Annotated in this window: 10 protein-coding genes and 2 pseudogenes; all 12 read left to right on the plus strand. The window is 71.9% G+C overall.

Annotated features, from left to right (window positions below; genetic code table 11):
• Nucleotides 1–62 precede the first annotated feature (62 nt).
• The 12 genes and pseudogenes from ET495_RS15310 to nuoL all read left to right on the plus strand — a co-directional run bounded on the left by ET495_RS15310 (nucleotide 63) and on the right by nuoL (nucleotide 12985).
• On the plus strand, nucleotides 63–425 hold the full coding sequence (locus tag ET495_RS15310) for an NADH-quinone oxidoreductase subunit A (protein WP_129205500.1): 363 nt from the start codon (nucleotides 63–65) through the stop codon (nucleotides 423–425).
• Between the two features lie 24 nt (nucleotides 426–449).
• A complete protein-coding gene (locus tag ET495_RS15315) occupies nucleotides 450–1001 on the plus strand; it encodes a NuoB/complex I 20 kDa subunit family protein (RefSeq protein WP_129205501.1) in 552 nt (183 codons plus the stop codon).
• Nucleotides 998–1732, plus strand: coding sequence for an NADH-quinone oxidoreductase subunit C (locus ET495_RS15320; RefSeq protein WP_129205502.1), 735 nt, complete (start codon nucleotides 998–1000; stop codon nucleotides 1730–1732). The genes ET495_RS15315 and ET495_RS15320 overlap by 4 nt, the downstream gene beginning before the upstream one ends.
• The gene (locus ET495_RS15325; protein ID WP_129205503.1) at nucleotides 1729–3072 is read left to right on the plus strand and encodes an NADH-quinone oxidoreductase subunit D; all 1344 of its coding nucleotides are present in this window, start codon (nucleotides 1729–1731) and stop codon (nucleotides 3070–3072) included. The genes ET495_RS15320 and ET495_RS15325 overlap by 4 nt, the downstream gene beginning before the upstream one ends.
• A complete protein-coding gene (gene nuoE, locus ET495_RS15330) occupies nucleotides 3069–3788 on the plus strand; it encodes an NADH-quinone oxidoreductase subunit NuoE (protein WP_129205504.1) in 720 nt (239 codons plus the stop codon). Before ET495_RS15325 ends, nuoE begins: the two co-directional genes overlap by 4 nt.
• Nucleotides 3785–5124, plus strand: a pseudogene (nuoF, locus tag ET495_RS15335) (NADH-quinone oxidoreductase subunit NuoF). The gene nuoE and the pseudogene nuoF overlap by 4 nt, the downstream one beginning before the upstream one ends.
• A complete protein-coding gene (locus ET495_RS15340) occupies nucleotides 5124–7757 on the plus strand; it encodes an NADH-quinone oxidoreductase subunit G (RefSeq protein ID WP_129205505.1) in 2634 nt (877 codons plus the stop codon). The pseudogene nuoF and the gene ET495_RS15340 overlap by 1 nt, the downstream one beginning before the upstream one ends.
• Nucleotides 7754–9099 (plus strand): annotated as a pseudogene (gene nuoH, locus ET495_RS19780) (NADH-quinone oxidoreductase subunit NuoH). The gene ET495_RS15340 and the pseudogene nuoH overlap by 4 nt, the downstream one beginning before the upstream one ends.
• Nucleotides 9096–9887 (plus strand): NADH-quinone oxidoreductase subunit NuoI, encoded by a 792-nt coding sequence (nuoI, locus tag ET495_RS15350; RefSeq protein WP_129205506.1) that lies wholly within the window; start codon nucleotides 9096–9098, stop codon nucleotides 9885–9887. The pseudogene nuoH and the gene nuoI overlap by 4 nt, the downstream one beginning before the upstream one ends.
• The gene (locus ET495_RS15355; RefSeq protein WP_129205507.1) at nucleotides 9884–10753 is read left to right on the plus strand and encodes an NADH-quinone oxidoreductase subunit J; all 870 of its coding nucleotides are present in this window, start codon (nucleotides 9884–9886) and stop codon (nucleotides 10751–10753) included. Before nuoI ends, ET495_RS15355 begins: the two co-directional genes overlap by 4 nt.
• Nucleotides 10753–11052 (plus strand): NADH-quinone oxidoreductase subunit NuoK, encoded by a 300-nt coding sequence (nuoK, locus tag ET495_RS15360; protein ID WP_129205508.1) that lies wholly within the window; start codon nucleotides 10753–10755, stop codon nucleotides 11050–11052. The genes ET495_RS15355 and nuoK overlap by 1 nt, the downstream gene beginning before the upstream one ends.
• Nucleotides 11053–11062: 10 nt before the next feature.
• Nucleotides 11063–12985, plus strand: coding sequence for an NADH-quinone oxidoreductase subunit L (gene nuoL / locus ET495_RS15365; RefSeq protein ID WP_129205509.1), 1923 nt, complete (start codon nucleotides 11063–11065; stop codon nucleotides 12983–12985).
• Nucleotides 12986–12989: the final 4 nt, after the last annotated feature.

A 12989-nucleotide genomic window follows, 5' to 3' on the forward strand; every position in this document is an offset into this window, starting at 1 on the left:
CCACGCCCGGGTGACGAGCACGGTCTCGAAGGAGTGATCGAAGCGATGGACGAGGAGGGTCGATGAGCAACCCGTATGTGCCGGTGCTGGTCCTCATGGCCGTGGCCGCGGTGCTCGCGCTCGGCGGCGTGGGGGCCTCTGCGGTCATCGGCCCGAAGCGCTACAACCGCGCCAAGCTGGAGGCGTACGAGTGCGGCATCATGCCGACGCCGCACGCCGTGGGCGGCGGGCGACTGCCCGTCAAGTACTACCTGGTCGCGATGACGTTCATCGTGTTCGACATCGAGGTCGTCTTCCTCTACCCGTGGGCGGTGAGCTTCGCGTGGCTGGCCGGGTTCGGCCTGGTGGCGATGCTCGTATTCCTCGCTCTCATCACCGTGCCGTTCGTGTACGAATGGCGGCGCGGCGGGTTCGACTGGGTCTGACGGGCGCGACGGAAGGGACGGGCAATGGGGCTGGAAGAGGCGCCGTCGGGCTTTCTGCTGACGACGATCGAGGATCTCGCGGGCTATCTGCGCAAGGCGTCGGTGTGGCCGGTGACGTTCGGCCTGGCGTGCTGCGCCATCGAGATGATGGCGGCGGGCGCATCGCGGTTCGACCTGTCGCGGTTCGGCATGGAGGTGTTCCGCGCCTCGCCCCGGCAGGCCGACCTCATGATCGTGGCGGGCCGCGTGAGCCAGAAGATGGCACCCGTCGTGCGGCAGGTCTACGACCAGATGAGCGAGCCCAAGTGGGTGCTGTCGATGGGCGTGTGCGCGTCGAGCGGCGGCATGTTCAACAACTACGCGATCGTGCAGGGCGTCGACCACGTCGTCCCTGTCGACATCTACCTGCCTGGGTGCCCGCCCCGGCCCGAGATGCTCATCAACGCCATCCTGGCGCTGCACCAGCAGATCCAGGACATGCCGCTGGGCGTCAACCGGCGCGAGGCCGCACGGGCCGCCGAGTCGGCGGCGCTGGAGGCCACGCCCACGTTCCAGCAGAAGGGACTGCTGCGGTGAGCGACGACGAGAAGGCACTGACCTCCACCACCGGCAGCCGCCCGCAGGGCGAGGTCGTCGGCGCACGGCACGGTCTGTTCGGCAACGGCGGCTCGGGCGACACGTCGGGCTTCGGCGGCACGGTCACCCCGATCCGGTTCCCCGGCGCGGCCGAGCGTCCCTACGGCGGCTGGTTCGACGACGCCGTCGACGTGCTCGCCGAGGTGCTCGCCGCCCAGGGCATCGGGTTCGGGCAGGCGATCGAGCGCGTCGTCGTCGAGCGGCAGCACGGGGCGCCCGGACCGCACGACGAGCTGACGCTGTGGGTCGCGCGCGAGCACCTGCTGCCCGTGGTCCGCGCGCTGCGCGACGACCAGGACCTGCGCTTCGAGCTGAGCCTCGGCGTCAGCGGCGTGCACTACCCGCACGACGCCGGCCGCGAGCTGCACGCCGTCTACCACCTGACCTCGGTGACGCACGGGCGCCGGCTGCGCCTGGAGGTCGCGTGCCCCGAGGCCGACCCGCACATCCCGTCGACGACGGCGGTGTACCCGGCGAACGACTGGCACGAGCGCGAGACGTTCGACTTCTTCGGCATCGTGTTCGACGGCCACCCGGGCCTCGCGCGCATCGAGATGCCGGACGACTGGCCGGGGCACCCGCAGCGCAAGGACTACCCGCTCGGCGGCATCCCGGTGGAGTACAAGGGCGCCACGGTGCCGCCGCCTGACACGCGCAGGAGCTACTCGTGACCAGTTCGACCTTCCATGCCACACGGGCCGCGGACGAGTCGCTGCCCGAGGGCGCGACGTTCTACGAGGCATCCGGCGGCGACTGGGACGAGATCGCCCGCGAGGTCGTGGGCGAGGAGCGCATCGTCGTCAACATGGGCCCGCAGCACCCGTCCACGCACGGCGTGCTGCGCCTGATGCTGGAGATCGACGGCGAGACCGTCACCGAGGCCCGCGCCGGCATCGGCTACCTGCACACCGGCATCGAGAAGAACATGGAGTTCCGCACCTGGACGCAGGGCACCACGTTCTGCACCCGGATGGACTACCTGGCCCCGCTGTTCCAGGAGGCCGCGTTCTGCCTCGGCACCGAGAAGCTCCTCGGCATCACCGACGACGTGCCCGAACGGGCGAGCGACATCCGCGTGCTCATGATGGAGCTCAACCGCATCGGCTCGCACCTGGTGTGCTTGGGCACCGCAGGCAACGAGATGGGCGCCACGACGGTCATGACCATCGCCTTCACCGCGCGCGAGGAGATCCTGCGGATCTTCGAGGCCGTGACGGGCCTGCGCATGAACCACGCCTACATCCGCCCCGGCGGAGTCGCCCAGGACGTGCCGGACGACATCGGCGACCTGGTGCGCAAGGCGCTGCCCGAGGTGCGCAAGTACCTCGGCCAGCTCGGCGACCTCATGCTCGCCAACCCCATCTTCAAGGCACGCCTCGTCGGCACCGGCACGCTCGACCTGGCCGGGTGCATGGCCCTGGGGATCACCGGGCCCGTGCTGCGCTCGGCCGGCCTGCCGTACGACGTCCGCAAGGCGTTCCCCTACAGCGGCTACGAGACGTACGACTTCGACGTCCCCGTCGCGAGCAACGCCGACTGCTACGACCGGGTCGTGCTGCGCATCGAGGAGTGCTACCAGTCGCTCAAGATCGTCGAGCAGGCGACGGCACGCCTCGAGAAGTCCATGGGCGCGCCCACGATGGTGGCCGACAAGAAGATCGCCTGGCCCGCGATGCTCGCCGTCGGCGGCGACGGCCAGGGCAACTCGCTCGAGCACATCAAGAAGATCATGGGCACCTCGATGGAGGCCCTGATCCACCACTTCAAGATCGTGACCGAGGGCTTCCGCGTCCCCGCCGGCCAGGCCTGGCAGACCGTCGAGCACCCCCGCGGCGAGCTCGGCGTGCACGTGGTGTCCGACGGCGGGACGCGCCCCTACCGCGCGCACTTCCGCGACCCGTCCTTCAACAACCTCCAGGCCGTGTCGGTCATGTGCGAGGGCGGCCAGGTGGCCGACGTCGTCGTGGCCGTCGCGTCACTGGACCCCGTCCTGGGAGGTGTCGACCGATGACCTACGACGCGCAGACCCTGACGTCGCTCAAGTCCGACGCCGAGGCCATCGTCGCCCGCTACCCGGACCCCCGCTCGGGGCTGCTGCCGCTGCTGCACCTGGTGCAGTCGGTCGACGGGTACGTCAGCCGCGACGGCATCCTGTTCTGCGCCGAGCACCTGGGCCTCACCCCGGCCGAGGTCAGCGCGGTCGCGACCTTCTACACCCAGTACAAGAGGCACCCCAACGGCACCTACACCGTGGGCGTGTGCACCAACACGCTGTGCGCCGTGATGGGTGGCGACGCCATCTTCGACGAGCTCAGCGAGCACCTCGGCGTCGGGCACGACGAGACGACCGACGACGGCGCCATCACGCTCGAACGCGTCGAGTGCAACGCGGCCTGCGACTACGCGCCCGTCGTGATGGTCAACTGGGAGTTCTTCGACAACCAGACGCCGCAGACGGCCACGGCGCTCGCGGACGACCTGCGGGCCGGAAAGCCCGTCGCGCCGACGCGGGGCGCGTCGAGCGTGTGCACGTTCAAGCAGATGAGCCGCGTGCTCGCCGGGTTCCCGGACGGGCGCGCCGACGAGGGCGGCGCCGCGGGCGAGCCGACCCTGGCGGGGCTGCGGCTGGCGCGCGAGCACGGGTGGACGGCTCCCGCCGGCGAGCCGGAGCAGAGCGCGGAGCAGACGCCGGGCGCGGCGCCTGCGGGCGAGGAGGGCTCGAAGTGACGACGCTGACGCCGGTCCTCACGGACACCTGGGACAAGGAACGATCCTGGTCCCTGCAGACCTACCTGGACGCGGGCCACGGGTACGAGGGCCTGCGCAAGGCCCTGACCATGGCCCCGCCGACATCGTGCAGACCGTCAAGGACTCGGGCCTGCGCGGCCGCGGCGGCGCGGGCTTCCCCACGGGGATGAAGTGGGGCTTCCTGCCGCCCGACGACGGCAAGCCGCGCTACCTGGTGGTCAACGCCGACGAGTCCGAGCCGGGCACCTGCAAGGACATCCCGCTCATGATGGCCAGCCCGCAGCACCTGGTCGAAGGCGTGGCGATCACGAGCGTCGCCATCAACTGTCACCACGCGTTCATCTACGTGCGCGGCGAGGTGCTGCACGTGTACCGCCGCCTGCTCGCGGCGGTGCAGGAGGCGTACGACGCCGGCTACCTGGGCAAGGACATCCTGGGCAGCGGCTACGACCTCGACGTGACGGTGCACGCGGGGGCGGGCGCGTACATCTGCGGCGAGGAGACGGCCCTGCTCGACTCGCTCGAGGGCCGCCGCGGCCAGCCGCGGCTCAAACCGCCGTTCCCCGCGGTCGCGGGCCTGTACGCCCGGCCGACCGTGGTCAACAACGTCGAGTCGATCGCGTCGGTCCCGGCGATCGTGCGCCAGGGCGCGGCATGGTTCGCGAGCATGGGCACCGAGCGCTCGCAGGGGCACGGCCTGTTCTCGCTGAGCGGTCACGTGACGCGGCCGGGCCAGTACGAGGCGCCGCTCGGCATCACGCTGCGCGAGCTGCTCGACCTGGCGGGCGGCATCCGGGCCGGCCACGAGCTGAAGTTCTGGACGCCCGGCGGGTCCTCGACGCCGATGTTCACCCACGAGCACCTCGACGTGCCGCTCGACTACGAGTCGGTGGGCGCGGCCAAGTCGATGCTGGGCACGCGCGCCCTGCAGATCTTCGACGAGACGACGTGCGTGGTGCGCGCCGTCAGCCGGTGGATGGACTTCTACGCGCACGAGTCGTGCGGCAAGTGCACGCCGTGCCGCGAGGGCACCTACTGGATGAAGCAGGTGCTGCGGCGCATCGAGGCCGGCCAGGGGCAGGAAGCCGACGTCGACCTGCTGCTCGACCTGTGCGACACCGTGCTCGGCCGCGCGTTCTGCGCCCTGGGCGACGGCGCGACCTCGCCCGTGACCAGCTCCATCGAGCTGTTCCGGGACGAGTACCAGGCACACATCGACGGGCACGGGTGCCCGTTCGACCCGGTCGCGTCGGCCCTGTTCGACTACACCCCGAAGACCAAGCCCGGCGTGCTCGCCGGCGCGGGAGGCCACTGATGACCGCGACCGCGGACAAGACGGCGGGCGGCGGCCCGGTCGAACCCGCCGAGCCCCGCAAGGACGGCGTGACCCTCACGATCGACGACGTCCAGGTCACCGTGCCCAAGGGCACCCTGGTGATCCGCGCCGCCGAGCAGCTCGGCATCCAGATCCCGCGCTTCTGCGACCACCCGCTGCTCGAGCCCGCGGGTGCGTGCCGTCAGTGCCTGGTCGAGGTGGCGATGCCCGACCGCGAGGGCAACGTGCGGCCCATGCCCAAGCCGCAGGCGTCGTGCACGCTCGAGGCCGCGCCCGGCATGGTGGTGCGCACGGCGCACTCCTCGCCCGTGGCCGACAAGGCGCAGTCGGGTGTCATGGAGCTGCTGCTCATGAACCACCCGCTCGACTGCCCGGTGTGCGACAAGGGCGGCGAGTGCCCGCTGCAGAACCAGGCCATGACCAACGGCCGCGCCGACTCGCGGTTCGTCGACGTCAAGCGCGTCTACCCCAAGCCGATCTCCGTCTCGACGCAGATCCTGCTGGACCGCGAGCGATGCGTGCTGTGCCAGCGGTGCACGCGGTTCAGCGACGAGATCGCGGGCGACGCGTTCATCGCGCTCCAGGAGCGCGGTGCCCGCCAGCAGATCGGCGCCTTCGACGTCGACGTCCTCGGATACCTCGAGTCCGCGGCGTCCGACGGCGCCGCGACCGCCGAGGACGTCGAGGGCCTGGCCGCGACCAGCGCCGACGGCACGCCGTTCGCCTCGTACTTCTCGGGCAACACCGTGCAGATCTGCCCGGTGGGCGCGCTGACCAGCGCCGCCTACCGGTTCCGTGCCCGCCCGTTCGACCTGGTGTCGACGCCGAGCATCGCCGAGCACGACTCGAGCGGTGCGGCGATCCGTGTCGACCACCGCCGCGGCGTCGTCGTGCGTCGCCTGGCGGGCGACGACCCGGCGGTCAACGAGGAGTGGATCACCGACAAGGACCGGTTCGCGTTCCGGTGGCAGTCGGCGAACGACCGCATCACGACGCCGCTCGTGCGTGAGGACGGCGAGCTGCGCCCGGCGAGCTGGGTCGAGGCGCTCGAGCTGGCCGCCGAGGGGCTGGCGAACGCGCAGGCGGCGGGCGGCGTGGGCGTGCTGCCCGGCGGCCGCCTGACGTACGAGGACGCGCTGGCGTGGTCGCGCTACGCGCGCACCGTGCTCGGTACCGACGACGTCGACCAGCGGGCGCGGGTGCACTCGGCCGAGGAGGTCGCGTTCCTGGGCCACGCCGTGGCGGGCACGGGCGTCGGCGTGACGTTCGGTGACCTGGAGAAGGCGCCCGTCGTGCTGCTCGCCGGCCTGGAGGCCGAGGAGGAGGGCGGGTACCTCTTCCTGCGGCTGCGCAAGGCGGTGCGCAAGCACGGGCAGCGTGTGCTGGGCCTGGCGCCCTTCGCGTCGCGCGGGCTGCAGCGCCTGGGCGGCGCCCTGCTGCCGGCCGCGCCGGGCATGGAGGGCGAGTGGCTGGGTGCGGTCGCGACGCAGGCGGGCGGTGGGCGGCTGCCCGCGGACCTGGCCGAGGCGGAGCGGGCCGCCATCACGGAGGCCGCCGAGGCGCTCGCGCAACCGGGTGCCGTGGTGCTCGTGGGCGAGCGGCTCGCCGGTGCGCCCGGCGCGCTGGGCGCCGCGGTGCGCGTGGCCGAGGCGACGGGCGCGCGGCTGGCATGGGTGCCGCGGCGTGCGGGGGAGCGCGGCGGCCTGGACGCGGGCCTGCTGCCGGGCCTGCTGCCCGGTGGCCGCCCGATCACGGACGCCGACGCGCGTGCGCAGGTCGCGCGCGCGTGGGGTGTCGAGGAGTCGGCGCTCCCGGCGTGGCCGGGCCGCGACCTGACGGGCATCGTGCGGGCGCTCGGCACGGGGGCGCTGGGCGGCGCCCTGGTCGGTGGTGTCGAGCTGGCCGACCTGCCGGACCCGCAGGCGGCGCGCAGCGCGCTGGCCGCGGCGGGCTTCGTCGTCAGCCTCGAGGTTCGCGCCTCGGAGGTGACGGCGCTGGCCGACGTCGTGCTCCCGGTCGCGCCGCCTGCCGAGCGCGCCGGCTCCTATGTGAGCTGGGAGGGACGCGTGCGCGCGTTCGGGCAGGCGCTGGAGTCCTCCGCGCTGCCCGACCACCGCGTGCTGCACGCGCTGGCCGCGCAGGCCGGCGTCGACCTCGGCGCGGACGACCCGGTCGCGGCGCATCACGCCGCCGCCGCGCTGCCGGCCTGGCGGGGCGAGCGGCTGGCCGCCCCCGGGACCACCACGGTCACGCCACCCGAGGTCGAGCGCGGCACGGCGGTGCTCGCCTCGTGGCACCTGCTCCTCGACGACGGCGCGCTGCAGGACGACGAGCCGCACCTGGCCGGCACGGCGAAGTCGCCGGTGGCCCGGCTGAGCGCGGCCACCGCGGCGGAGGCCGCCGTGTCCGACGGTGACGCCGTCACGGTGTCGACCGACCGTGGGTCGATCACGCTGCCCGTCCGGGTCACGCCCATGGTCGACCACGTCGTCTGGCTACCGCTGGCCAGCAAGGGGTCACGCGTCCACGACCAGCTCGGCGCCGCACCGGGCGACGTCGTGCGGGTCGCGGCCGCCGGCGCCCCGGCCACCGCACAGGGAGGTGCCGCATGAACCCCGGAGTCGTCGCCGACTTCAGCAACGACAACGGCTGGACGTTCCTGGTGAAGGCCGTCCTGATCGTGGTGTTCCTGCTGGTCAGCGTGCTTGTCGCGATCTGGTTCGAGCGCAAGGTCGTCGGCCGCATGCAGGTGCGGCCCGGCCCCAACGTGCACGGCCCGTTCGGTCTGCTGCAGTCCCTCGCCGACGCCATGAAGCTCCTGCTCAAGGAGGACATGAACGTCACGGCGGCCGACCGCATCATCTACCTGCTCGCACCGATGATCTCGGTGTTCTGCTCGCTGCTCGTCTTCGCCGTCGTTCCGTTCGGGCCCGAGGTGCGGCTGCCGTTCACCGACTGGTCGACTCCGGCGCAGCTCACCGACTTCCCGGTCGCGGTGCTCTACGTGCTGGCCTGTGCCTCGGTCGGCGTCTACGGCATCGTCCTGGGCGGCTGGTCGTCGGGGTCGACGTACCCGCTGCTCGGCTCGGTGCGCTCGACGGCCCAGGTCATCAGCTACGAGCTCGCGATGGGGCTGTCCCTGGTCAGCGTGTTCATCCTCTCGGGCTCGATGTCGACCTCGACCATCGTGGACGAGCAGACCAGCCGATGGTTCTTCGTCCCGCTGCTGCCGGCGTTCGTCATCTACGTCATCTCGATGATCGGTGAGACCAACCGGCTGCCGTTCGACCTGCCCGAGGCCGAGGGCGAGCTCGTCAGCGGTTACATGACCGAGTACTCGTCGATGAAGTTCGCGTGGTTCTTCCTGGCCGAGTACATCAACATGCTCAACGTCTCCGCGGTGTGCGCGACGCTGTTCCTGGGTGGTTGGCGTGCCCCTGGCCGCTGAGCGCGATCAACGACGGGATGTTCAACGAGGGCTGGTGGCCCATCCTGTGGTTCCTCGCCAAGGTGTGGATCCTCATGTTCATGTTCGTGTGGGTGCGCGGCACGCTGCTGCGCCTGCGCTACGACCAGTTCATGGTCTTCGGCTGGAAGGTGCTCATCCCGGTCGCGCTCGGCTGGCTCGTGTTCCTCTCGGTCGTGCAGTACGGGCGGCTCGCCGGCTCCGTCAGCCGGGGCACGTTGGTCGGGGTGATCACCGGGGTCGGTGTGGTCGTCGTGGCGCTGGCGACCTTCTGGCCCGAACGCCGCAAGCAGCCCGACGACGCCGCACCCGCCACGTTCGACGCGTTCGCGGGCGGCTACCCGGTGCCGCCCCTGCCGGGCCAGACGCTGCCGCCGTCGCCGCGCGCGGCGCGCCGACCGGTCACGGTCGACGCCACGCCCGCCGGCGCCCCCGCCGGCGCCCCCGCCGGCACTGCCGGGTCCGACGCCGAGGAGGACGCACGATGAGCGACTACAAGCCGCTACGGCCGGCCAAGGGACCGGTCGGCAGCCTGTTCGCCCCGGTCGCGGGCTTCGGGGTGACGCTCGGGGCGATGTTCCGGCCGACCGTCACCGAGCAGTACCCGTTCGAGAAGGTGCCGCCACCGCAGCGCTACCACGGCCGGCACCAGCTCAACCGGTACGCCGACGGGCTGGAGAAGTGCATCGGCTGCGAGCTGTGCGCCTGGGCCTGCCCGGCCGACGCCATCTACGTCGAGGGAGCCGACAACGCCGACGTCCGCGCCGAGACGGGCGGCGGGCAGGTCAGCCCCGGCGAGCGGTACGGCCGCGTCTACCAGGTCAACTACCTGCGGTGCATCTTCTGCGGGCTGTGCATCGAGGCGTGCCCCACCCGGGCGCTGACCATGACCAACGACTACGAGATCGCCGGCCCCACGCGCGCCGGGATGATCTTCGAGAAGCAGGACCTGCTGGCCCCGCCCGCGCCGGGCGCGCTCGCCGGACCGCACCCGATGGCCGAGGGCACGACCGACACCGACTACTACCAGGGCGCGGTCACGGGCCCGACGGCAGGGCAGGTCGCGTGGGTGCGTGAGCACCGCCCCGACGACCCGACGATCGAGGCCGCGACCGACGTCGTCGAGGGCCGGGCACCGGCACCGCAGCCCAGGAAGCACGAGCTGCGACCCCCGGCGACCAAGGCCACGGCGACCAAGGAGGCCGCGCGCGGCGGCCACGTCGACCGGCCGGCCGAGCCGGCCCCGCTCCGACCGGCCGAGGGAGGCCAGCGATGACGACGACCGGTGGTGAGGCGGCCCTCTTCGGGATCCTCGCGCCTCTCATGGTGATCGCCGCGCTCGGGCTGCTGTTCGTGCGTCGCGCGGTGCACGCGGCCGTGTGCGTGGTGTTCGTGATGATCTGCCTCGCGGTGCTCTACGTCGCCAACGAGGCACCGTTCCTCGGCGTCGTGCAGGTCGTCGTCTACACCGGCGCGGTGATGATGCTGTTCCTGTTCGTGCTCATGCTCGTGGGCGTCGACGCCGCCGACTCGCTCACGGAGACCATTCGCGGGCAGCGCTGGGTCGGCCTGCTGTTCGGGGCGGGGCTGCTCGCCGTGCTGCTGGGCGTGCTCAGCCGCACCGACCTGCCGGCGGCCGTGGGACTCGACCTGGCGAACGCACAGACCAACCCGAGCGGGCTGGCCGCGATCCTCTTCGGGGACTACGTGCTGGGCATGGAGGTCATCGGCGTGCTGCTGGTGACGGCCGCGCTCGCCGGCCTCGTGCTCACCCACCGCCGGCGGCTGGGACCGCGACGCACGCAGCGCTCCATCGCGCGCGAGCGCGTCGCGGCCGTGGCCGACGGCAGGGTGCTGACGCCGCTGCCCGCCCCCGGCGTGTACGCGCAGAACAACGCCATGGACACCCCGGCGCTCGGCCCGGACGGGCAGCCGCTGGAGCACTCGGTGCCGCGCGTGCTGCGCATCCGCGGTCAGCAGCGCACGGCCACCGAGGTGCTCGCCACCGAGGAGACGCTGCGCGGCAGGCTCGGCCTGCCCGCCACGGCCGAGGCCGCCGCCGCGGCCACGCAGGTCGAGGACACCGAGGTCGACGACGGGATCCGCGTCCCGTCCGCCGACGACGAGGAGGCGAAGCACTGATGCCCGTCACCAACTACCTGGTGCTCGCGGTGATCCTGTTCTCGATCGGGGCCACCACGGTGCTGCTGCGCCGCAACGCCATCGTGGTGTTCATGGGCGTGGAGCTCATGCTCAACGCCACGAACCTCGCGTTCGTCACGTTCGCCCGCATCCACGGCGACCTCACCGGGCAGGTGCTCGCGTTCTTCGTCATGGTCGTGGCCGCCGCCGAGGTCGTCGTCGGCCTGGCGATCATCGTGACGATCTTCCGCACCCGCCGCTCGGCCTCGGTCGACGACGTCAACCTGCTGAACGGCTAGGGGGAGCACGATGGAAACTCTGGGTCTTGCACCCTGGCTCGTCGGGTTCCCGCTGCTCGGGGCGGCGATCCTGCTCCTGGGCGGGCGGCGCACCGACCGCTGGGGCCACTGGCTCGGCGTGCTGGCCTCGACGGCGAGCTTCGGCACAGGGCTGGCGCTCCTGCTCGACGTGCTCGGCCGGCCCGCCGGCGACCGCGTACACGTCGAGACACTCTTCACGTGGCTCACCGCGGGTTCGCTGCACGTCGACGCGGCGTTCCGCATCGACCCGCTGTCGCTGACGTTCGTGCTGCTGGTGACGTTCGTGGGCACGCTCATCCACGTCTACTCCGTCGCCTACATGGAGCACGACGCCTCCCGGCGGCGGTTCTTCGCCTACTTGAACCTGTTCGTCGCGGCCATGCTGCTGCTGGTGCTCGCCGACTCCTACCTGCTGCTGTTCGTCGGCTGGGAGGGCGTGGGCCTGGCGTCGTTCCTGCTCATCGGGTTCTGGGACCACGACCTGAAGAACTCGGTCGCCGGCAAGAAGGCCTTCGTGATGAACCGCGTGGGCGACATGGGCCTGATCGTCGCGATGATGCTGATGGTCTGGTCGCGCGGCTCGGTGAGCTTCGACGCGTTCCTCGACGGTGCGGACGGCGTCGTCTCGGGTTCGCTCACCACCGGCACCGCGACCGCGATCAGCCTCATGCTGCTGCTCGCCGCGTGCGGCAAGTCGGCGCAGTTCCCGTTGCAGGCGTGGCTCGGGGACGCCATGGCTGGCCCAACACCCGTCTCGGCGCTCATCCACGCCGCGACCATGGTCACCGCGGGCGTCTACCTGCTGGTGCGCAGCGCACCCATCCTCGAGGCGGCGCCCCACGCGCAGCTCGTCATCGTCATCGTCGGTGCGATCACGCTGCTGTTCGGGGCGATCGTCGGCTGCGCCAAGGACGACATCAAGAAGGCCCTGGCCGCGTCGACGATGTCCCAGATCGGCTACATGATGCTCGCTGCGGGACTCGGTCCGATCGGGTACGCGTTCGCGATCTTCCACCTGGTGACGCACGGCTTCTTCAAGGCCGGGCTGTTCCTCGGCGCCGGGAGCGTCATGCACGCCATGGACGACAACGTCGACATGCGGCGCTTCGGCGGGCTGTCCCGCGCGCTGCCGGTCACCGCGATCACGATGGGCCTGGGCTGGCTGGCGATCCTGGGCGTGCCGCCCTTCTCGGGCTACTGGTCCAAGGACAAGATCATCGAGGCGGCGTTCGTCGGCGAAGGCTGGCGGCCGTGGGTCTTCGGCACGGTCGCGCTGCTCGGCGCCGGCATCACGGCGTTCTACATGTCGCGCCTGTTCTTCATGACGTTCGCGGGCCGGCGCCGCTGGCCCACCGCCGAGGAGACCGGCGGGCACGGCGCCCACCCGCACGAGTCGCCCGCGCTCATGCGCTGGCCCATGATCATCCTCGCGGTCGGCTCGGTCGGCCTCGGCTTCGTGCTCCAGCTCGGCGGCGGGTTCACCACCTGGCTCGAACCGGTGACGGGTCACGCCGAGCACGGCGAGCCGGTGCTGCCCGTCTGGCTGCTGGTCACGCTCACCCTGGTTCTGGTGGTGCTCGGCGCGGCGCTCGCGTTCCGCATGTACGCCGTCGGGCCGGTGCCCGTCACGGCACCCGAGTCGACCGTGCTGGTGCGCGCCGCCCGCCGCGACCTGTACCAGGACCCGGTGAACGAGACGATCGCGATGCTGCCCGGCCAGGTGGTCACGCGCACCCTCGTCTACGCCGACCGCACCGCCGTCGACGCCGCGTTCCTCCAGCTCGCCTCAGGCGTACGGCGGACGGGCGACGGGTTGCGGCGGCTCCAGAACGGCTATGTCCGGACCTATGCGGCCACGTCGCTCGGTGGCCTGCTCGTGGTCGCCGCCGTCGTGTGGGCCCTGGCCGGCTGAGGAA

The organism is Xylanimonas allomyrinae, assembly GCF_004135345.1.
GTDB classification, from domain to species: domain Bacteria; phylum Actinomycetota; class Actinomycetes; order Actinomycetales; family Cellulomonadaceae; genus Xylanimonas; species Xylanimonas allomyrinae.